At 71.5% G+C, this 19,522-nt stretch carries 17 protein-coding genes; 11 read left to right on the top strand and 6 right to left on the bottom strand.

The window, feature by feature from the left end; all coding sequences use genetic code 11:
* The first annotated feature begins 294 nt into the window (after window positions 1–294).
* From ACFYWX_RS06730 to ACFYWX_RS06720, 3 genes are all read left to right on the top strand, one after another.
* The gene (locus ACFYWX_RS06730) at window positions 295–1,134 is read left to right on the top strand and encodes a hypothetical protein (RefSeq protein ID WP_389422887.1); all 840 of its coding nucleotides are present in this window, start codon (window positions 295–297) and stop codon (window positions 1,132–1,134) included.
* A 449-nt stretch (window positions 1,135–1,583) separates the two neighbouring features.
* On the top strand, window positions 1,584–2,246 hold the full coding sequence (locus ACFYWX_RS06725) for an RNA polymerase sigma factor (RefSeq protein ID WP_389422886.1): 663 nt from the start codon (window positions 1,584–1,586) through the stop codon (window positions 2,244–2,246).
* Window positions 2,246–3,349 (top strand): hypothetical protein, encoded by a 1,104-nt coding sequence (locus ACFYWX_RS06720; protein ID WP_389422885.1) that lies wholly within the window; start codon window positions 2,246–2,248, stop codon window positions 3,347–3,349. Before ACFYWX_RS06725 ends, ACFYWX_RS06720 begins: the two co-directional genes overlap by 1 nt.
* A gap of 199 nt (window positions 3,350–3,548) precedes the next feature.
* On the opposite strand, the gene ACFYWX_RS06715 is transcribed toward ACFYWX_RS06720, so the two are convergent.
* Window positions 3,549–4,418 (bottom strand): L,D-transpeptidase family protein, encoded by an 870-nt coding sequence (locus ACFYWX_RS06715; RefSeq protein WP_389422884.1) that lies wholly within the window; start codon window positions 4,416–4,418, stop codon window positions 3,549–3,551.
* A 304-nt stretch (window positions 4,419–4,722) separates the two neighbouring features.
* Between ACFYWX_RS06715 and ACFYWX_RS06710 the strand changes: the two genes are divergently transcribed.
* The gene (locus ACFYWX_RS06710) at window positions 4,723–6,303 is read left to right on the top strand and encodes a methylmalonyl-CoA mutase (protein ID WP_389422883.1); all 1,581 of its coding nucleotides are present in this window, start codon (window positions 4,723–4,725) and stop codon (window positions 6,301–6,303) included.
* Between the two features lie 56 nt (window positions 6,304–6,359).
* Window positions 6,360–7,010, top strand: a complete 651-nt coding sequence (gene leuE, locus ACFYWX_RS06705; RefSeq protein WP_389422882.1) for a leucine efflux protein LeuE — start codon at window positions 6,360–6,362, stop codon at window positions 7,008–7,010.
* Between the two features lie 13 nt (window positions 7,011–7,023).
* Here leuE and ACFYWX_RS06700 read toward each other — a convergent pair whose 3' ends face one another.
* Window positions 7,024–8,439 carry an FAD-dependent oxidoreductase gene (locus tag ACFYWX_RS06700; protein ID WP_389423065.1) on the bottom strand — a complete coding sequence of 472 codons (1,416 nt, stop codon included), beginning with the start codon at window positions 8,437–8,439 and terminating at the stop codon, window positions 7,024–7,026.
* Between the two features lie 85 nt (window positions 8,440–8,524).
* Here ACFYWX_RS06700 and ACFYWX_RS06695 point away from each other — a divergent pair, with 85 nt between their 5' ends.
* Window positions 8,525–9,175: a TetR/AcrR family transcriptional regulator gene (locus ACFYWX_RS06695; protein WP_389422881.1), complete on the top strand. Its 651-nt coding sequence runs from the start codon at window positions 8,525–8,527 to the stop codon at window positions 9,173–9,175.
* Between the two features lie 12 nt (window positions 9,176–9,187).
* On the opposite strand, the gene ACFYWX_RS06690 is transcribed toward ACFYWX_RS06695, so the two are convergent.
* The 4 genes from ACFYWX_RS06690 to ACFYWX_RS06675 all read right to left on the bottom strand — a co-directional run bounded on the left by ACFYWX_RS06690 (window position 9,188) and on the right by ACFYWX_RS06675 (window position 13,888).
* Window positions 9,188–10,123 (bottom strand): class I SAM-dependent methyltransferase, encoded by a 936-nt coding sequence (locus tag ACFYWX_RS06690; protein WP_389422880.1) that lies wholly within the window; start codon window positions 10,121–10,123, stop codon window positions 9,188–9,190.
* 110 nt (window positions 10,124–10,233) lie between these two features.
* Window positions 10,234–11,427: an acyltransferase family protein gene (locus ACFYWX_RS06685; RefSeq protein ID WP_389422879.1), complete on the bottom strand. Its 1,194-nt coding sequence runs from the start codon at window positions 11,425–11,427 to the stop codon at window positions 10,234–10,236.
* Between the two features lie 152 nt (window positions 11,428–11,579).
* The gene (locus ACFYWX_RS06680) at window positions 11,580–12,914 is read right to left on the bottom strand and encodes an alpha-2,8-polysialyltransferase family protein (protein ID WP_389422878.1); all 1,335 of its coding nucleotides are present in this window, start codon (window positions 12,912–12,914) and stop codon (window positions 11,580–11,582) included.
* Window positions 12,911–13,888, bottom strand: coding sequence for a glycosyltransferase family 2 protein (locus ACFYWX_RS06675; protein ID WP_389422877.1), 978 nt, complete (start codon window positions 13,886–13,888; stop codon window positions 12,911–12,913). The genes ACFYWX_RS06680 and ACFYWX_RS06675 overlap by 4 nt, the downstream gene beginning before the upstream one ends.
* A gap of 199 nt (window positions 13,889–14,087) precedes the next feature.
* Between ACFYWX_RS06675 and ACFYWX_RS06670 the strand changes: the two genes are divergently transcribed.
* From ACFYWX_RS06670 to ACFYWX_RS06650, 5 genes are all read left to right on the top strand, one after another.
* The gene (locus ACFYWX_RS06670; protein WP_389422876.1) at window positions 14,088–15,425 is read left to right on the top strand and encodes a DUF6716 putative glycosyltransferase; all 1,338 of its coding nucleotides are present in this window, start codon (window positions 14,088–14,090) and stop codon (window positions 15,423–15,425) included.
* 32 nt (window positions 15,426–15,457) lie between these two features.
* On the top strand, window positions 15,458–16,702 hold the full coding sequence (locus ACFYWX_RS06665; RefSeq protein WP_389422875.1) for a cytidylyltransferase domain-containing protein: 1,245 nt from the start codon (window positions 15,458–15,460) through the stop codon (window positions 16,700–16,702).
* Between the two features lie 13 nt (window positions 16,703–16,715).
* Window positions 16,716–17,654 (top strand): N-acetylneuraminate synthase family protein, encoded by a 939-nt coding sequence (locus tag ACFYWX_RS06660; RefSeq protein WP_389422874.1) that lies wholly within the window; start codon window positions 16,716–16,718, stop codon window positions 17,652–17,654.
* Between the two features lie 38 nt (window positions 17,655–17,692).
* The gene (locus ACFYWX_RS06655) at window positions 17,693–18,787 is read left to right on the top strand and encodes a hypothetical protein (protein ID WP_389422873.1); all 1,095 of its coding nucleotides are present in this window, start codon (window positions 17,693–17,695) and stop codon (window positions 18,785–18,787) included.
* Between the two features lie 109 nt (window positions 18,788–18,896).
* Entirely contained in the window at window positions 18,897–19,253 is a 357-nt protein-coding gene (locus tag ACFYWX_RS06650; protein WP_389422872.1) for a DUF1330 domain-containing protein, read from the top strand.
* Window positions 19,254–19,522 lie beyond the last annotated feature (269 nt).

The following is a 19,522-nucleotide window of genomic DNA, read 5'->3' as shown; positions in this document are numbered from 1 at the left end:
GATCCGGGTCGGTCGGGTCCGGGTCAGTGGGATCCGGGTCGGTCGGGTCCGGGTCAGTGGGATCCGGGTCGGTCGGGTCCGGGTCAGTGGGATCCGGGTCGGTCGGGTCCGGGTCAGTGGGATCCGGATCGGTCTGGTTCGGATCAGTGGGGTCCGGGCCAGTGGGGTCTGGATCAGCGGGGCCTACAGGCTCCGAGCGGTTCGGTTCGGGCCGATGCGGCCGATCCGGCCGATCCGGCAGTGGAGCCGGACGGGGACCCAGGAGCACACAGGAACACAGGGACGGAAACGGACATGGGTGAACGGCTGAACGGCGGCGGGTTCCCCGGCCGTCGGCGGGTGCACCCTGGCGACGCCGGGCCCGGCTCCGGACCGGCGGACGACAAGGCCGGGGTGGAGGCGCTGATCGCCGCCGCCATGCGCGGGGACGGCGTCGACTCCGAGGCCGAACAGCGGGCCGTGGCCGCGTTCCGCGCCGCCCGCGACGCCGGGGAGCACCGGCCACGGGCGCGTACACGGCGCCGGGACGACTGGCGGCCGCGCGAACAGCGGCGTGGGGCACGCTCGGTGAAGGCCACGCTGTCCGTGCTGCTCGCGAGCCTCACCCTGGGCGGTGTCGCGTTCGCGGCGATCGGCACGGGCGGCTCCTCCCACGAGGGCGCCGGTGACGGCCGGGGCCGCACCGAGCAGACGACCGGTGCCCCTGGCCTGTCGGGCGGGCGGCCCACCGCCACGCCGTCACCCACCGACTCCGGCCGACCGGACCACCCGGTCACCGCCCAGGACACCGAGGCCCACTGCCGCGCGTACAAGCAGGTCGGCGGCCGGGGCAAGGCACTGGACTCGACGGCCTGGCAGCGACTGATCGCGGCCGCGGGCGGCCAGGAGAAGGTCGCCGCGTACTGCGCCCGGCAACTGGCGGGGGAGACGGCCACGCCCAAGCCGGGGAAGAGCGAGAAGGCGGACGGGAACGGCGACGGCCGGAAGTCCGAGAGCGGCAGCGGCCAGGAGGCCGAAAGCCACAGTGGCCAGAACGCCGACAACGGCAACAGCACCAGCAGCGGTCAGGACGCCGACAGCGGCAAGGAAAAGGCCGACGAGTCCAAGGACCAGGGCAAGGAGCGGGGCCAGTAACGCCCGGCGTGACCCTGCGCATGTCCACACGCGTATGTGCGCGCGTCTGCATATGCGCGTCTGCATGTGCGTGTCTACATGCGTGCCTAGGGAGTCGTGGCCTGTAGCCCGAGAAACGGCGGCCAAGGCAACGGCCGGGGCCGCCACCCCCCACAGGAGAGGCCCCGGCCGTCGCACGGCACGGGCGCGCGCGGCGGCCCGTACTCACTACAGCGCCATGCGTGCGGTTTGTGTCACACCTCGTCGCGTCACGAGTCCGTTGCATGTTCTATGGACATGGACGCGCGGCGGTTTCACGCCGTAACGTGCCTTTCGCGCCGGACTGCGGAGGCCGGAGACCAACGCGACCACCGCGGTCCCGCAGGCCGCGACCATCGATCGAGGAACCACGACGGCGAGAAGCCGGTCCGCGACAGCGGGTGCCGGATTGGGCGCAAGAGGGGCGCGCGGTGCTGGGGGACGACGCGGAGCTGACCGCCGCGGTGCTTGCGGCACAGAACGGAGACGAGACCGCGTTCCGGGCTGTGTACCGCACGGTGCATCCACGGCTGCTCGGGTACGTCCGGACACTCGTCGGCGACCTCGAAGCCGAGGACGTCGCCTCCGAGGCGTGGCTGCAGATCGCCCGTGACCTCACGCGGTTCAGCGGTGACGCGGACCGGTTCCGGGGCTGGGCCGCCCGTATCGCCCGCAACCGCGCGCTGGACCACATCCGGATGCGGGGGCGGCGGCCGGCGATCGGCGGCGACGAGACCGAGCTGACCGGGAAGGCCGCCGAGTCCGACACGGCGGGCGAGGCGATGGAGTCCCTGGCCACCGACCACACCCTCTCCCTCATCGCCCGGCTGCCGCAGGACCAGGCCGAGGCGGTCGTGCTGCGCGTGGTCGTCGGCCTCGACGCGAAGACCGCCGCCGAGACGCTGGGCAAGCGGCCGGGGGCGGTGCGTACGGCGGCGCACCGGGGGCTGAAGAAGCTCGCCGAGCTGCTCGGCGGCGATCCGGAATCGGCCGGCGCACTCGACGCACTGCCCTCGCAACGGGACTCGCGCGGTCGCGCGGTCACGTCCGCGGGTGTGACGCACGCGGGCGCGCGGACGCAGAAGGGCATGTGATGGCCGACGAGCGCTGTGTCTTTCCGGGGGACGGCCCCCGGACCCCCGGCCGGTGGCTGGACCGCGACACGGCGGAGCGTCTGCTGCGCGGGGAGCCCTTGGACAACGCTGTCGCCGCAGACGCCCGTGATCAGGCACAACGCCTCTCCCACGCCCTCGCCGCACTCTCCGCACCGCCCCTCACCGCCGACGCCGAACCACCTGGCGAGGCCGCGGCGCTGGCCGCGTTCCGGGAGGCGCGGGACGGGCGGGCGGCGGCCGCGTTTTTGGAGGCCGGCGATGTCCGGGAGGCCGACGCCGAGGTCGTCCGGATCGGTGGGCGGACCGGTGGGCGGATCGGTGGGCGGGTCGATCAGGGTGAGCGACGGTCCCGGTGGGGGCGGTCGGTGCGGCTCGGTTTGTCCGCCGCGCTGGCCGCCGGGATGGTCGGCGGGGTCGCGGCGGCGGTCGGGGTCGGTGTTCTGCCGAAGCCCTTCGGTGGTGTCGAACCCGCTCCCGCCTCCTCCGTGTCGGCCCCGGTGACCCCCGACGAACATCCGCTCCTGTCCGCCTCACCCGAAATCGCGCCGGGTGGCGAGGCCGACTCGGCCACGCCCGAGGGCGCCGACGGCGGCTCCTCCGACAGCGGGTCCCCGAGGGCGACGGCCGGCGGCACGCAGGGAGACGACTCCGACGACCGGAGCGCTCGCGGCACCGGCTGGGGCGATGTCGCCTCCGCCTGCCGCGACGTGCGCGACGGCAGGGAACTGGCCGCCGACCGCAAGCGCACCCTGGAGGGGGTCGCGGGCAGCTGGTCCCGCGTCCGGACGTACTGCAAGAGCGTCCTCGACGGCGACACCGGCCGCTGGGAGACCCGGGACACCCGGGACGACGCCAAGGACAAGGGCGACGCCAAGGACAGGGGCGGCAAGGACAACGGCAAGGGCAGCGGCAAAGGCGGCAAGGGGGGCGAGAAGGAACAGGGCGGCAACGACGACCTGGGTGACAGAGGCGGCCGGGCCGACCACGACGGCAGGCACCACTCCCGCGGCACCGACGGCGGTCACCACTCCAACACCGGCGGCAGCCACCACTCCAACACCGGCGGCGGCCACCGCCCCTGACCTGCACCGTTGTAGCGCGTAGAACTTTTTCCGCTCAGGGTGTGACGTTTTCCGTCGCGTGCGCGCAGTACTCAGTGAGCCGACTGGTCATCGGCCGTCGCACAGAGCCGGGGTTCCCCCCGTACCCACGGCTCGTGCACCTGGCGCGGGCGGGACACGTTCCCCCGGTCCCGTCCGCGCCCCACACACCTCCCGCAGCTCACCAGTAGACGACGACCTTGTCGCCGTCGCGAACCTGCGCGAACAGCTCCGCGATCGCCCCCTCGTCCCGTACGTTCACGCAGCCGTGCGACGCGCCGGCGTACCCGCGGGCCGCGAAGTCAGCCGAGTAGTGCACGGCCTGTCCGCCGCTGAAGAACATGGCGTACGGCATGGGGGAGTCGTAGAGCGTGGACACATGGTGGCGGGACTTCCAGTAGACGTGGAAGACACCCTCCCGGGTCGGCGTGTACTGCGAGCCGAAGCGGACGGCCATCGTGGACACGGTCCGCCCGTCGACCATCCAGCGCAGTGTCCGCGTCGTCTTGCTGATGCACAGCGCACGCCCCGTCATACAGCGCGGATCCGGCGCCGCGGCCGGCTGACCGCCCGTCAGGTACAGCTCCCACCGCCCCGGTTCGTGCGTCATCCGCAGCAGCCGCTGCCAGGTGACCGTGTCCGTCTTCCCCGTCTGCGGCAGCCCCCGCTTGCCCTGGAAGCCCCGGACGGCCTTCTCCGTGGCCGGGCCGTACGTCCCGGTCGGCCCCTCGAAGAGCCACGCGACCTGCCGCAGCCGTGCCTGGAGCTCCCGGATGTCCCGCCCGGTGTCGCCACGGGACCACAGCACCCGCGCGGGCGGCGCGGGCGGAGCCGTCGACGCGGGCGGCGCGGCGCTCGGCCTGTCGTCGCCGCCCGCCGATGAGGACTTGGGTGTCGGCGTCCGCGTCGTCGGTGTCGCCGGTGCCGCGCTCGGCACCTCTATGTGCACCGGCGACCGCGGCCGCCCCTCCGCCCCGTCACCCTCGGCCTTGCAGCCGCACACCGCCACCAGGGCCGCCACGCCCGCGAGCACCGCGATCGATCTCCCCATACCCGTAGTACGCACCACTGCCCCCCGTCGACTCACCGTTGACCCGCGCACGAGTCTTACGTGAGATGTTTCCCCGCGGAAGACGGGCGGCGAACGGGACGGCATTGCGGTGTACGGGAGTGCGGCGCACGCTGTGAGACAGGACCCGGCGAGGCTGTGAGGAAGGTCCCAGCGTGCTCCCCTCCACGGGGTGCAGACCCGCAGCTACAGTCCGTCGAAGGGTCGGTCTGTACCAGCCGGTAACTGGCGAAGATCACTGGTGGAAATCACTGGCCAAGAACTGCTCAGCGGGAGGCATCACACCATGGCGCGCGAGTCGGAGTCCGGACTGCCCATCGAACCGGTCTACGGGCCCGACGCCCTGGCGGGCTGGGAATCCGCGGACAAGCTGGGCGAGCCGGGGGCGTACCCCTACACCCGTGGCGTGTACCCGTCGATGTACACCGGCCGCCCCTGGACGATGCGCCAGTACGCCGGCTTCGGCACGGCCACCGAGTCCAACGCCCGCTACAAGCAGCTCATCGCCAACGGCACGATGGGCCTGTCGGTCGCCTTCGACCTGCCGACCCAGATGGGCCACGACTCCGACGCCCCCATCGCGTCGGGCGAGGTCGGCAAGGTCGGCGTGGCCATCGACTCGCTCGACGACATGCGGGTGCTGTTCGGCGGGATCCCGCTGGACAAGGTGTCCACGTCGATGACGATCAACGCCCCGGCCGCCCTCCTGCTGCTCCTCTACCAACTCGTCGCCGAGGAGCAGGGCGTCAGCGCCGACAAGCTCACGGGCACGATCCAGAACGACGTGCTGAAGGAGTACATCGCGCGCGGGACGTACATCTTCCCGCCGAAGCCGTCCCTGCGCCTGATCGCCGACATCTTCAAGTACTGCAAGGCCGAGATCCCGAAGTGGAACACGATCTCGATCTCCGGCTACCACATGGCGGAGGCGGGCGCGTCCCCCGCGCAGGAGATCGCGTTCACCCTCGCCGACGGCATCGAGTACGTCCGCACCGCGGTCGCGGCCGGCATGGACGTCGACGACTTCGCCCCCCGCCTGTCGTTCTTCTTCGTCTCCCGTACGACGATCCTGGAGGAGGTCGCCAAGTTCCGCGCCGCCCGCCGGATCTGGGCGCGGGTGATGAAGGAGGAGTTCGGGGCGAAGAACCCGAAGTCCTGGATGCTGCGCTTCCACACGCAGACGGCCGGTGTGCAGCTGACGGCCCAGCAGCCGGAGGTGAACCTGGTGCGCGTCGCCGTCCAAGGCCTCGCTGCGGTCCTCGGCGGCACCCAGTCCCTGCACACCAACTCCTTCGACGAGGCGATCGCCCTCCCCACCGACAAGAGCGCGCGCCTGGCCCTGCGCACCCAGCAGGTCCTTGCCTACGAGACGGACGTGACGGCGACGGTCGACCCGTTCGCGGGCTCCTACGTCATCGAGAAGATGACCGACGACGTCGAGGCCGCGACGCTGGAACTGATGGCCAAGGTGGAGGAGCTCGGCGGCGCGGTCTCCGCGATCGAGCACGGCTTCCAGAAGGGCGAGATCGAGCGCAGCGCCTACCGCATCGCCCAGGAGACGGACGCGGGCGAGCGCGTGGTGGTCGGCGTCAACCGCTTCCAGCTCGACGCGGAGGAGCCGTACGAGCCCCTGCGCGTCGACCCGGCGATCGAGGCCCAGCAGGCGGAGCGGCTGGCGAAGCTGCGCGCCGAGCGCGACCGGGCGGCGGTGGACTCGGCCCTGGCGTCCCTGAAGAAGGCCGCCGAGGGCGAGGACAACGTGCTGTACCCGATGAAGGACGCCCTCAAGGCCCGGGCGACCGTCGGCGAGGTGTGCAACGCGCTGCGGGAGGTCTGGGGGACGTACGTCCCCTCGGACGTGTTCTGAGCCGAGCCGAAGCAAGACCGAGGGCGGTGTCGTACCCCCGTGCGACACTGCCTCTCATGTTCGGTGTCATCGATCTCCCCACCTACCTGGCGGGTCTCGTCCTCATCATTCTGCTGCCCGGCCCCAACTCCCTGTACGTGCTTTCCGTCGCCGCCCGGCGCGGGGCGCGCACCGCGTACACCGCCGCGGCCGGGGTGTGGGTCGGGGACACCGCCCTGATGACCCTGTCGGCGGCCGGGGTCGCCTCGCTGCTCCAGGCCAACGCCGTGCTGTTCGGGATCGTGAAGTACGTCGGCGCCGGGTATCTGGCGTGGCTGGCGGTCGGGATGCTGCGTGCCGCCTGGGGGATGTGGCGGACGCGCCGGGAGAGGGCAGCCGCGGAGGACGGCGCCCCCACGGTGAGCGACGAGCGGCCCTTCCGCCGGGCACTGGTCATCAGCCTCCTCAACCCCAAGGCGATCCTGTTCTTCGTCGCCTTCTTCGTGCAGTTCGTCGACCCGGGGTACGCCTATCCCGGCCTCTCCTTCGTCGTTCTCGGCACCTTCGCGCAGCTCGCCAGCGTCCTCTACCTCAGCGCGCTGATATTCGGCGGCACCCGCCTGGCCGCCGCGTTCCGCCGCCGCAAGCGCATGGCCGCGGGGGCGACTTCGGCGGCGGGGGCGTTGTTCCTGGGGTTTGCGGTGAAGTTGTCACTGGCGAGCGTGTAGGGCGGCACAGGCTCTAACGCACGCCGAACCGTGCGAGGTGTTCCAAGAGTCCGGCCGCCGTTTCGCCTGCCCAACCCACGTAACCGTCCGGTCGGACGAGGAACAGGCCAGGGCCGTACGGAGCGGTGGCGAGACCCTGGACCACACGGACCGGCGTGTTGAGGGGCGGGGCCTGGACACCCAGCGCGAGCAGCGTCCAGTGCGGGCCCCGGAACGCGTCGAAGAGGCGTACGCCGTTCACCGTGCCGTCGGGTGCGCGGTCACCGGCCCGTACCGGGCCCGGGGCCGTGCGGGTCTCCGCCGTGAGGGACGACTCCCGGTAGCCCAGCCCGAGTTGCCGGGTCGCCTCCCCGCGGCGGACCTCGCCACGGTGGACGCGGGTGGACAGGCCCAGCATGTCCGCCGCTACGGCCCGCCGCTCCTCCTCGTACGAGTCGAGCAGGGCCGCCTCCGCCCCGCCCCGCAGGACCGCGCCCAGCTTCCAGCCCAGGTTGTAGGCGTCCTGGACGCTGGTGTTCAGGCCCTGTCCGCCGGCTGGTGAGTGGACGTGCGCCGCGTCCCCGGCGAGGAACACCCGGCCGGAGCGGAACCGGTCGGCGAGGGCCGCGCGGGGGCGGAAGTCCGAGGCCCAGCGCACCTGGGTCACGTCGTGAGGGGCGAGGTGGGAGCGGGTGGCGACGACCTTGCGGATGCCGTCGAGGGAGAGGTCGACCTCGGTGCCCTCCGGGAACTGCGCGACGACCTGGAAGTCCTCCGTGCCCGCGAGCGGGCAGATCGCGAGGAAGCCGTCGCCCTCCCCGCGCGGCGGGAAGACATGCCAGTTGTCGCGGTCCAAGCCGCTGATCCGTACGTCCGCCACCAGCATCGGGCTCGGGTCGACGGTCTCCCCGGTCATCCCGATGCCGAGCGCGCGCCGCACCGCCGAGCGGCCGCCGTCCGCGGCGACGGCGTACCGGGCGCGCAGCGTCTCACCGGAGGCGAGACGCACCGTCACGCCCTCTTCGTCGACGGAGTCCTGGGCGACGGAGACGACCTCCCGCCCGAAGGCGACCCGGCCTCCCAGCTCCGTGAGCCGCGCGTGCAGGATCTGCTGGGTGCGCCACTGCGGCACCATCAACGGCTCGGTGTAGGGCGAGTCCTCGCTCGCCTCGGCCGGGTCGAACATCCGGTGCTCGCCGACCCGTTCGCCGTCCTGCCAGATCATCTGGACGGGATAGGCGCCGCCTGCCGCGAGGACCGCGTCGAGGACCCCGAGGTCGTCGAAGACCTCCATGGTGCGCGGCTGGATGCCCTTGCCGCGTGACCCGGGAAACAGCTCGTCGGCCCGTTCCAGCACGAGCGCGTCCACGCCCCTGCGCGCCAGGTCGATGCCGAGCGCGAGGCCGGTCGGGCCCGCGCCGACGATCAGGACGTCCGTGTCGACGGTCATGCGATCAGTCACGGGATCACGCTCCTTAACGTTGTTAAGTTCTGTTGGGCATGAGCGTGCCCTTAACGCTGTTAAGCTGTCAAGTGTGGTTACGGAACGACGCGCGCCCCTCGACCGCAAACGGGTCGCGGACACCGCCCTGGGGCTCCTCAACGAGGTCGGCCTGGAGGGCCTGACCCTGCGTGCCATCGCCAAGGAGCTGGACGTCAAGGCGCCCGCGCTGTACTGGCACTTCAAGGACAAGCAGGCGCTGCTCGACGAGATGGCGACCGAGATGTACCGCCGGATGGTCGCCGGCACCGCTCTCGACCCGGACGACACCTGGCGGGAACGGCTCCTCAAGGCCAACCGCGGTCTGCGCGCCGCGCTGCTGGGCTATCGCGACGGCGCGAAGGTCTTCAGCGGCTCACGCTTCACCGGCATCGAGCACGCCCACCAGATGGAGGAGACGCTGCGCCTGTTCACGGCCGCGGGCTTCACCCTCGTCGAGTCGGTCCGCGCCACCACGACCGCGTACCTCTACACGCTCGGCTTCGTCACCGAGGAACAGGGCGTGCAGCCCCTGCCCGGCGAACGCCGGGAGGGCTACGACGTCGAGGAACGCGCCCGCATGATGGCCGACTTCCCGCTGTCGGCGGCCGCGGGCGCGGAGATCTTCGAGGACTACGACCGGCACTTCGAGGAGGGCCTCGCGCTGGTGGTCGCGGGAATCGAAGCGCGGTACGGGGTCACCTGAAGGAAGCCGGCCTCAGCGCGGAGCCGGGCGGCTCCTGCGCTTGGCGTTGCGCAGCGCCCGCGTGACGACGGGCGGCAGCAGGTCCTTGGCGATCCGGCGGGCGTAGCGACTGGAGGCCGGGGTGGCGGGCCTGGCGGGCGTGGCCGCCCGGGGCTCCGCGGGGGCCGGGGCGGCCACCGGCTCCTCGACGTGGTGCCGGGACGGCGGGAACTCCGGGGCCTTCATGCCCTTGGACTTCAGGCGGATGATGCGGTGACCGGCCGCCTCCTGCACGCTGAGGTGGCAGTCCGTCCGGTCCCGCACCATGTCCAGCAGCTCCTCCTGTACCGGGCCCGGGTCCTCCCAGGTGGCGTAGAGCTTCTGGGTGCTGAGGCAGATCGGGCGCAGCCCCCGGTTGAGCACGGCCTCCCAGACGGCTATCGAGACGCCGGGTGTGTGCTCGGAGCGGAAGTCGTCGAGGACGACCATGCCGCCGGGCAGCAGGGCCTCCCGGGCGGCCGTGATGTCGCCCTCCACGTGCTCGTACAGGTGCGAGGCGTCCACGTGCACCCACCGGCAGGAGCGCGGCTCCACCTCGGCCGGCACCACGGAGCTCGGGCCGTGCAGGACGCGCGGCAGCTCGTCGTGGAAGGCGAGGTAGTTCTCCTCGAAGGCGCGCCGGGTGAGGGCGGAGTACGACTTGGCCGACTCCGCGCGGTTGGCGTCGTCCGGCGCGTCGCCCTCGAAGAGGTCGCACACGGTGTAGCGCTCGCCCTCGCGCAGATGGCGCCCGGTGAAGATCGCGCTCTTGCCCATGTACACCCCGACCTCCAGCAGGTCACCCCGCAGCCCGGCCTTCTCCTGCCGGTCGAGGAACCAGTCGAAGAGCACCTGGTCGAGGACGGGGAACCAGCCCTTGACGTCGTCGAGCACGCGGGGCGGTCGGATCGAGCCTGTTGTCGCTGTCATGAGAAGGGGCACTCCCTGGTTCGGCCGAGAACTGCCTGGCGCCTGCCCGAGGACGGGATTTCACTCCCGGCCGTGGATGAATTCAGGGCGAACACCAGCTTTCGCGCGACTTACCGGACCGGCGGGCGCGACAGCGCCTTGCGGATCCTCGGGGTGAAGCGGTCTTCCACGAGCTTGTTCAGCAGCCACGCCAGCACCAGCATCGAGACGACGGTGAGCGCGAACGTGGCGTACGACGGGATGCCCAGCTTGCGGTGCAGGACCTCGACGACGACCCAGCCCAGATGCTCGTGCACCAGGTAGAAGGGGTACGTCAGCGCGCCCGCGACGGTCAGCCAGCGCCAGTTGGCCCAGTGCAGCCAGCCGAGCGCGATCGCCGTCACGGCGAGGTAGCCCAGGGTCACCACCAGCATGATCCCGACGGACGAGCGGTACGAGAAGAACTCCGGGTTCGGCGCGTGCCACAGCCGGTCCACCGCGGAGTGCTGGCCGATCAGCCAGCTCACCGCGACGATGCCCCAGGCGTACGGGTCACGCCGGTCGCGGTGCACCAGGTACAGGCCGACCCCGCCGATGAAGAACGGCGCGTACTCGGGCATCAGGACGATGTCGAGCAGCGGCATCTTCGCGCCCTGGGCGATCGCCGCCGCCAGGGTCCAGCAGGCGCAGAACATGATCACGCGCCGCCGGTTGGCGCCGGGCAGCACCACGCTCAGCGCGAACAGCGCGTAGAAGCGGACCTCCGCCCACAGCGTCCAGCACACGCCGAGCACGCGGTCGACGCCGAGCGGCATCTGCAGCATCGTCAGGTTCACCAGCGCTTCGCTGGGTGAGACGGCCTTGTAGGCCACGACCGGCAGCGCGAACACCGCCGTGACGAGGATGATCGCCGCCCAGTACGCCGGCAGCAGCCGGGCGGCGCGGGAGGCGAAGAACGAGCGCAGCGGACGGCCCCAGCCGCTCATACATATGACGAAACCGCTGATCACGAAGAATATCTGCACACCCAGGCAGCCGTAGGCGAAGTACCCGTGCAGCGTGGGGAACTGCAGCTTCGGCGAAGTGCCCCAGGCGTGCGCGATCTCGCCGTCCCGGCCGCCGTAGTGGTACGCGGCCACCATCAGCGCCGCCACCAGGCGCAGCCCGTCCAGCGCGCGCAGCCGGGTCTCCCGGGGCTTGCGGGGCGGCACGGGCCGCGGCGGGCCTGACGTGTCGGCGGCGGACGTGTCCGCGACGGGCGGCAGGACGGCGCGGACCACGGTGCCCGTGGACGTCACGCGGGTGTCCCCGGGCGTGTCAATCACAAGATTCCCCTCGCTGCGACTCAGCAGGACCACAGCACACTAATTCGATTCAAACGTCGACTTTGGTTGACCACGCAAGGCTTCGCCCGCCCGTCCGCACGTGTTCACCTGCGCGTCGCCTCCCCGTCCGGCCCCGTCCGCCCGAGCGCCGACTAGCGCCCCACGGCCCGCCGCAGCGACCGCGCCCGCCGTGCCACCCGGCGCACGGTCGCGTTGCGCGGGATGAAGGCGAGCTGCGTCGGGACGGCGCCCGGCAGAGCGAGCGAGGTGAGGCGGCGGCGCTTGAAGTACCGCCAGGTGTACGTGCTCAGATGGTGCGTCAGATACGCCTCGGCGGCCGGCCGCAGGCTCGGGTAGATCTTCGGCTGCATCGCGAAGCCGACCGCCCGCACGAGGTCGTTCAGGCCGTCCACCTCCATGCTCCGGCGCTGCTCGGCGACCGCCGTACGGTCCGTCAGCTCCGGCAGCAGCGCGTCGACGATCGTCACCGGCACCCGGTTGCTGTTCTCGTACGGCGTCAGCCGCTCAAGGAGCGTGCCGGTGCCGACCCGGGCGACGGGCAGGCCGAACAGTGCGGCGGCGGTCAGCAGCGCGGTGGAGAAGCAGCCGACGACCAGCGCGGGACGCATCCGCTGGTAGAGCACCTCGGCCAGCACCGGCGTGTCGAGCACCGTCAGCTCGGCGCCCAGCTGCTCCGCCTCCGTCTCCAGCGCGCGCGACCAGCGGGCCGGCGCCGAGGGGTGCGGCTTGAACACCACCCGGGTGTGGCCGAGCGCGACGGCGCCCTTCAGCATCCGTACGTGCAGGTCCTCCTCCTCCTCGGCGGTGAGGATGCCGAGCGCGGAGAGGTACTGGCCGAGCAGCAGTGCCGGTTCGTCGATGGACGGCAACTCCGCGCCCGTGTCGACGAGTTCGGCGAGGACCTTCACGAAGGCGTCCGTCGGCACGATCTCCGGGGCCACGCCGAACTCCGTGAGCAGCAGCGGCGTCAGGCCCGGCACGAGGTCCAGGTGGAGGAGGCGGTCGATACGCGTGCCGACCAGCGGGTCGATCTTGTTGCGGGTGGGGCCGTAGCTCATCAGGCCGTCGGCGTAGACGGTGACGGGCGCGCCGGTGAAGATCTGCGTGAACCCGAGCGCGGGGTTGACCTGGATCGACTCGACGGCCAGCTCCACGTCGTCCTTGCCCAGCCCCCACAGCAGCCGCAGATGCCGCTCCCACAGCGGGACGTCGTCCAGGCGCGGCGACCAACCGCCGGGGTGGAAGGGGGAGATGGTCTCGTTCCACGACAGCACGTCGTCGAAGCGGGTGCGCAGCTGCGCGAAGCCCGGCATCTCGTCCAGGGCCGGGGAGACCTCCGGCGTCGCCGCGTTGTTGCAGACGAGCAGGATGCGCCGGTCGGCGGGGCGGAAGCAGTCGGAGTCGAGGGCGGCGGCGAGCGTGGCGGTGCCGTACAGCGTCGACGCCATGAAGATCTGCGTGGTCACGCGGCGACCCCCGTGGCGGCGGGCCGGCGGCGCAGCCGGCGCAGCCGGGTCGCGCGCTGCAGGTCCATGGAGTCGAGCGCCTCGTCCAGGACGTCCTGCGGCATGCGGCGCAGGGCCACGGCGCTCATGGACTTGAGTTTTCTCGCCACCGCGGGCTCGAACCTTTCGATGGATCCCAGATGATGGGAAATGATGGCGCAATACGTGCGAACGGCCTTCGGCAGGAGTCTGTCCGCCTCGCGGTCCTGCACGGTTTCCTCGATGACCTGGTCGAACGCCCGAATGAAATCGAGCTGCCGGACATCGCCGATCTGGGTGAGCGAAGAGGCGACTCCACGCCGGTAGTAGACGCCCAGGAGCCCCACCGTGGCGAAGGATTCCGCCTCCCGGTGCAGCTTCCAGATCCACGGCCGGTCCTCCGCTGTGCGCAGCCCGTCGGTGAAGTGCAGCACGCCCTTGTCGACGAGGCGGCGGTGGTAGACCCCCGCCCACGCGTACGCGTAGTCGACGGAGGTGGAGCGGTCGGCGGGCAGGATCGCGTCCCGCGGGTCCATCACCACGTTGCGCCGGCCGTGCGGCACCCGGGTGATCGTGCGGGCCCGCGCGGTGCACTGCACATGGTCGGTGCGCAGGAAGTCGCAGCCCAACCCTTCTATCGCGGCGACCAGTTGGGGATAGTAGCCGGGGGCGAGCCAGTCGTCTCCGTCGAGGAACGTCAGGTACTCGCCACGCGCCTTGTCGATCCCGGTGTTGCGCGCGGTGGCCAGCCCTCCGTTCTTCGCGTGTCTGACGTACACCGCGCCTGGCAGCTCGCGCTCCGCGCGCGCGAGAATGTCTGGCGTCTCGTCGCGCGAGCAGTCGTCGACGAGGATGAATTCGAAGTCCTCACGCGCGTTCGCACGCAGGCTCTTCAGGGTGTCGGGCGCGTATTGCTGCACGTTGTAGAACGGCACGATGACGGAGAGCTTGACCACGGGGTTGACGTTAGGCGCCCGGCCCGGCATTCGTCTTTACCGTCGACTTGATGCCAGGTGAACGGCATGTGGCGAAGCCGTGAACCAGGTCTTTTTGCGGGCCGTTGACGGCCCGATTCGCCATTCGTCGATGTGCTGTTAACCGTTTGTTGCATTCAGGTTGGGCGGAACCTCGGAATGCCTTCCTACGGTCTTGGACGTGCCAGTAAGTGCAACGAAGGGCCTGCGAGTCGCCGTTCTCGCGGATTCCGACACCCGGTGGAAATGGGGTGCGCTCACCGCGAAGCGCACGGTTTCCGCTGAATCGGACATCCGTCTGGACGGCTATCTCCTGCGCGGCCGAGCCACCCCCACCCCCCGCCAGCTGAGGGAAGTCGGCGTCCACGCCGACTCCCTGCGCGAGGTGACCGCCGTGGAGTTCCTGCGGGCGATGAGCGAGGAGTCGTACGACGTCCTCGTCATCTCCCTCGTGGGCGGCGGCGTCCAGGCGATGCTGCACGGCCTGCGGCGCGCCTGGGACGGCCGGACCAAGCGGCCCGTCGTCGTCACCGGCTACGTCGGCGTCGTCTACGAGAAGCTTGCCGACGGCCTGCTGCTGCGGCACGGCGCGGACCTCGTCCTCGCCAACTCCCGCCAGGACGCGGACCGTTTCCGCGCCGTCTACGAGGGAGTGGGCGCCGACGCCTCGTCCGTCACCGAAGTCGCCCTGCCCTTCCTGGGCGGAGCGGCCTACGAAGGTGAACACGGCCCCTACACGGTGGTGTTCGCCGCGCAGCCCTCCGTACCGGAGAACCGCAAGGACCGTACGTACCTCCTGGACCGGCTCGTCCAGCACGCGCGGCTGCACCCCGAGCGCGAGGTGCTGCTCAAGCTGCGTTCCAGGCCCGGCGAACACACCACGCACCTGGAGGAGCTGCCCTACCAGAAGCTGGCGCAGCGCTCCGACCTGCCGCCCAACTTCCGCCTGGTGTACGGGCACATGGGCGAGGTGCTCGACCACACCGACCTGCTGGTCACGGTCAGCTCCACGGCCGCCCTCGAGTCCCTGCACCGCCGCATCCCCACCGTGGTCCTCACCGACCTCGGCGTGCGCGAGGTGCTCGGCAACCACCACTTCGTCGGCTCCGGCTGCCTCGCCTCCTGGGACCAGCTCGACGCCGGACACCGCCCGGTGCCCGACGCGGAGTGGGTCGCCCGGCAGGGCGTCGCCGCTGGGGGCACCTCCCGGACGGAGTCTGGGGGAGGCTCGTACGAGACCGCCTTCGACGCGGCCCGCGAGCGGATCGCCAGGCTGCTCGCCACGCCCCAACTGCCCCCGCTCGCGCCGTACTACACGACCGAGACCGCGCCCGGCTATCTGCCCGGCATCCTCGCCCGCCACCACCTCGGCCCCGACGGCACCCCGCTGCCCGGTGCCCCCGCCGCCGACAAGGAGCCCGGACCGGTCCGGCAGATCGTGCGCCGGGCGGCGCGCGGCGCCTACCGGCACGGCGTGCAGCGGGTGGCCCCCGTCATCCGGCGGATGGGCGAGCTGTGAACGCGCCGAACCCTGCCCAAGGAGTAGAACCCATGTCCCAACCGGAAGCGGGCCGAGGCGCCGCGGTGCGCCGGGTGCTCGCGGTGATCCCCGCGCGCGGCGGCTCCAAGGGCGTGCCCGCGAAGAACCTCACCCCCGTCGGCGGCATACCGCTGGTCTCCCGCGCCGTGCGTGAGTGCCGGGCCTCCCGCGTGGTGACCGACGTCGTCGTCTCCACCGACGACCAGGCCATCGCCGCCGCCGCCCGCCAGGCCGGCGCCGAGGTCGTGCTGCGGCCCGCCGCCATCGCCGGCGACACCGCGACCTCCGAGGCCGCCGTCCTGCACGCGATGGACGCCCACGAGGCCCTGCACGGCGCGGCGGTCGACGTGGTCCTGCTCGTGCAGTGCACCAGCCCGTTCATCGCCCGCGAGGACATCGACGGGGTCGCCGGCGCGATCGTCGAGAACGGCGCCGACACGGCCGTGACCGTGGCCCCGTTCCACGGCTTCATCTGGAGGGACGCCGACACCGAGGCCAACTCCGGTGAGACGACCGGCGGTTACGGCGTCAACCACGACAAGTCCTTCCGCCCCCGCCGCCAGGACCGCCCCCAGGACCTCCTGGAGACCGGTGCCGCCTACGCGATGGAGGCCCAGGGCTTCCGCAAGCACCAGCACCGCTTCTTCGGCCACACGGAACTCGTACGGACCGACCCGGCCCGCGTGCTGGAGATCGACGACCCGCACGACCTCGCCCGCGCCCGGGCCCTGGCGCCGCTCTTCGACGCGGACCGGCCCGGCGCCCTCCCGACCGCCGACGACATCGACGCGGTCGTCCTCGACTTCGACGGCACCCAGACCGACGACCGGGTGCTGGTCGACTCCGACGGACGGGAGTTCGTCTCCGTGCACCGCGGGGACGGACTCGGCATCGCGGCGCTGCGCAGAAGCGGCCTGAAGATGCTGATCCTGTCCACGGAACAGAACCCGGTGGTCGCCGCCCGGGCCCGGAAGCTCAAGCTCCCGGTCCTGCACGGCATCGACCGCAAGGACCTCGCGCTGAAGCAGTGGTGCGAGGAGCAGGGCATCGCGCCGGAGCGCGTGCTCTACGTCGGCAACGACGTCAATGACCTCCCGTGCTTCGCCCTCGTCGGCTGGCCCGTGGCGGTCGCGAGCGCCCACGACGTCGTACGCGGCGCCGCACGCGCGGTCACCACCGTCCCCGGTGGCGACGGCGCGATCCGAGAGATCGCCAGCTGGATCCTCGGCCCCTCTCTCGATTCCCTCACCAAGTAAGGACATCTCTGCCATGAGCACCAACTCCCGCCTGCGTACGTTCGGTTCGCGCACCGCCGGCCCGGGTCACCCCGTCTACGTCGTCGGCGAGATCGGCATCAACCACAACGGCGAGCTCGAGAACGCCTTCAAGCTGATCGACGCGGCCGCCGAGGCCGGCTGCGACGCCGTGAAGTTCCAGAAGCGCACCCCGGAGATCTGCACCCCGCGCGACCAGTGGGACATCGAGCGCGACACCCCCTGGGGCCGGATGACCTACATCGACTACCGCCACCGCGTGGAGTTCGGCGAGGACGAGTACCGCCAGATCGACGACTACTCCAAGGAGAAGGGCATCGCCTGGTTCGCCTCCCCGTGGGACACCGAGGCCGTCGCCTTCCTGGAGAAGTTCGACGTCCCCGCCCACAAGGTCGCCTCCGCCTCCCTCACGGACGACGAGCTGCTGCGCGCCCTGCGCTCCACGGGCCGCACCGTCATCCTCTCCACCGGCATGTCCACCCCGAAGCAGATCCGCCACGCCGTCGAGGTCCTGGGCAGCGACAACATCCTGCTCTGCCACGCCACCTCGACCTACCCGGCGAAGGCCGAGGAGCTCAACCTCCGCGTCATCAACACCCTCCAGGCCGAGTACCCGAACGTCCCGATCGGCTACTCCGGCCACGAGACCGGCCTGCAGACCACGCTCGCCGCGGTCGCGCTCGGCGCCACCTTCGTCGAGCGCCACATCACCCTCGACCGCGCCATGTGGGGCTCCGACCAGGCCGCCTCCGTCGAGCCGCAGGGCCTGACCCGCCTCGTCCGCGACATCCGCACCATCGAGGCCTCCCTCGGCGACGGCGTCAAGAAGGTCTACGACTCCGAGCTCGGCCCGATGAAGAAGCTGCGCCGCGTCTCCGGTGTCGTCGCCGAGGCGGAGATCGCGGCGGCGGCGGGCGAGCCGGTGGCGGTGTGAGTCCGAGAGACTCCGACTTACGGGACGGTCACACGCCGATGAGCCCCCGCGCCGGGAAACCCGGCCCCACCCCCCACACCCTGGCCTTCGTCGAAAGTCCGGTCCAGCTGCTCAACGTGCTGGAGTGGGCGCACGCACACGCTCCCACGATCCGGACCGAGGAGGGGCCCGGCGCGGGGTTCACCCTGGTCGTCCTGTCCCCGACCGACCCGATGACCCGCGGCCAGCTGCGCCGTATGGCCGAGCTGGCCCGCGAGGACGGTCACGAGGTCCGCTGGGAGGAGGCGCGGGGTGGTCCCGCGGCCCCGTTCCAGACGATCGGCGGCCTGCGCTCGCTGCTGCGGCGGGCGCGGCGCGTGGTCATGGGGGACCCGTTCTCCCGCTACGTGCAACTGCTGCTGACCATCACCCGCGCCCGCGAGCTGGTCGTCGTCGACGACGGCACGGCGACGATGGAGTTCGTGGGCCAGCTCTCCCGGGGCGAACGGCTCGTGCGCTGGCACCGCAAGGGGAGCCGTCCCGGCCCCCGCGACCTGCTCTTCGCCCCCGTGTCGTCCTCCGCCCGGCGCCGGCTCACGCCGGGCGGGGGCCGCAGCGTCGAGGTCTTCTCGTCGATGCCGATCGAGGAGACACCCCGGGGCGTCACGCTCACCGCCAACGACTTCGCCTGGACCCGCGCCCGCTTCGGCCCGCCCCGCATCACCAAGGGCGCCGACATGGTGGGCACGTCGCTGGTGGAGACCGGCGTGGTGGACGGGGACCGGTACCTGGAGGCCGTCAAGGCGCTGGCCGGCGCCCACGGCGCGACGCGCTACTTCGCGCACCGCAGGGAGAGCGCGGAGAAGCTGCACCGGCTGGCGGCCGAGACGGGTCTGGAGATCGTCCGCCCCGACCTGCCGCTGGAGCTGATAGCCCGCCGTGGCCCGATCGGCCGAACGATCCTGAGCTTTCCCTCGACGGTCGTGCACACCCTGCCGCTCGCCCTGGCCGGCACCGACGTCAAGGTCGCGGTCTGCGACATCGACCCCGCCTGGCTGACGGAGAACGCCTCCCCGAGGGCCCAGGGCTTCCTGTCCGGGGTGACGGGGACGGCACGGGACGTGCACCGGCTGTCCATGGTGAGGGCGGTGTAGGGCCGTCGGGTTACCTCCGGGGTAATCGCCGCGGGCCGGCGGTCACGCCTACGTTCGGAGCAGCGTCCCCCGCCGGGACGCGACCGAACGAGCGACCGAAGGAGCCACCGTGTCCACCGCGCCCGCCTACGGCTTCGCCCACCTGCGCAGCCGCCGCCCCCACCCCGACATCCTCGAGTACCTGGAGCGCATCCAGGCCACCCTCGACCCCTTCCGGGGCCGCTTCGTCATCCACGGACCGCCCGCCGAGGTGATCGAGGGAACCTGGCCCGGCAGCATGGTGCTCATCGAGTTCCCCGGCCTGGCCGAGGCCCGTGCCTGGTACGAGTCACCCGCCTACCAGGACATCCTGCGCCTGCGCACCGACCACATCGAGGGAGACGTCCTCCTCATCGAGGGCGTCGGCCCCGACTACGACCCGCGCGAGCGGGCGGCGAAGCTGCGGGCGGGGGAGGGGCAGGGGTAGAGCGCCGCGCCGGCGCACTCCGTCCCGGACCGCGGGCGCCGATCCCGCGTATTGGACAGATCGGCGTGATGTGCACGGGGCGTGGTATCCGTGAATGGAGTGGACTGGCTCCGCATGATCCGGTCGACGTGCCGAAAATCACGGAGTTTACCCATCACCCCTGGTTCCCATGCGTCGAGCCGTCAATTTCTCTTCCCCGAAGGGGTTGAAATTTTGTTGATCGCCTCAGTTGGCGGCTTCGGCGTCCTACCCTTCAAAGGGTGACGCAA

Origin of the sequence: Streptomyces sp. NPDC002888, assembly GCF_042888465.1 — a bacterium.
In the GTDB taxonomy this organism is placed as follows: Bacteria; Actinomycetota; Actinomycetes; order Streptomycetales; family Streptomycetaceae; genus Streptomyces.
This window is presented reverse-complemented; position numbering and strand designations above follow the sequence as displayed.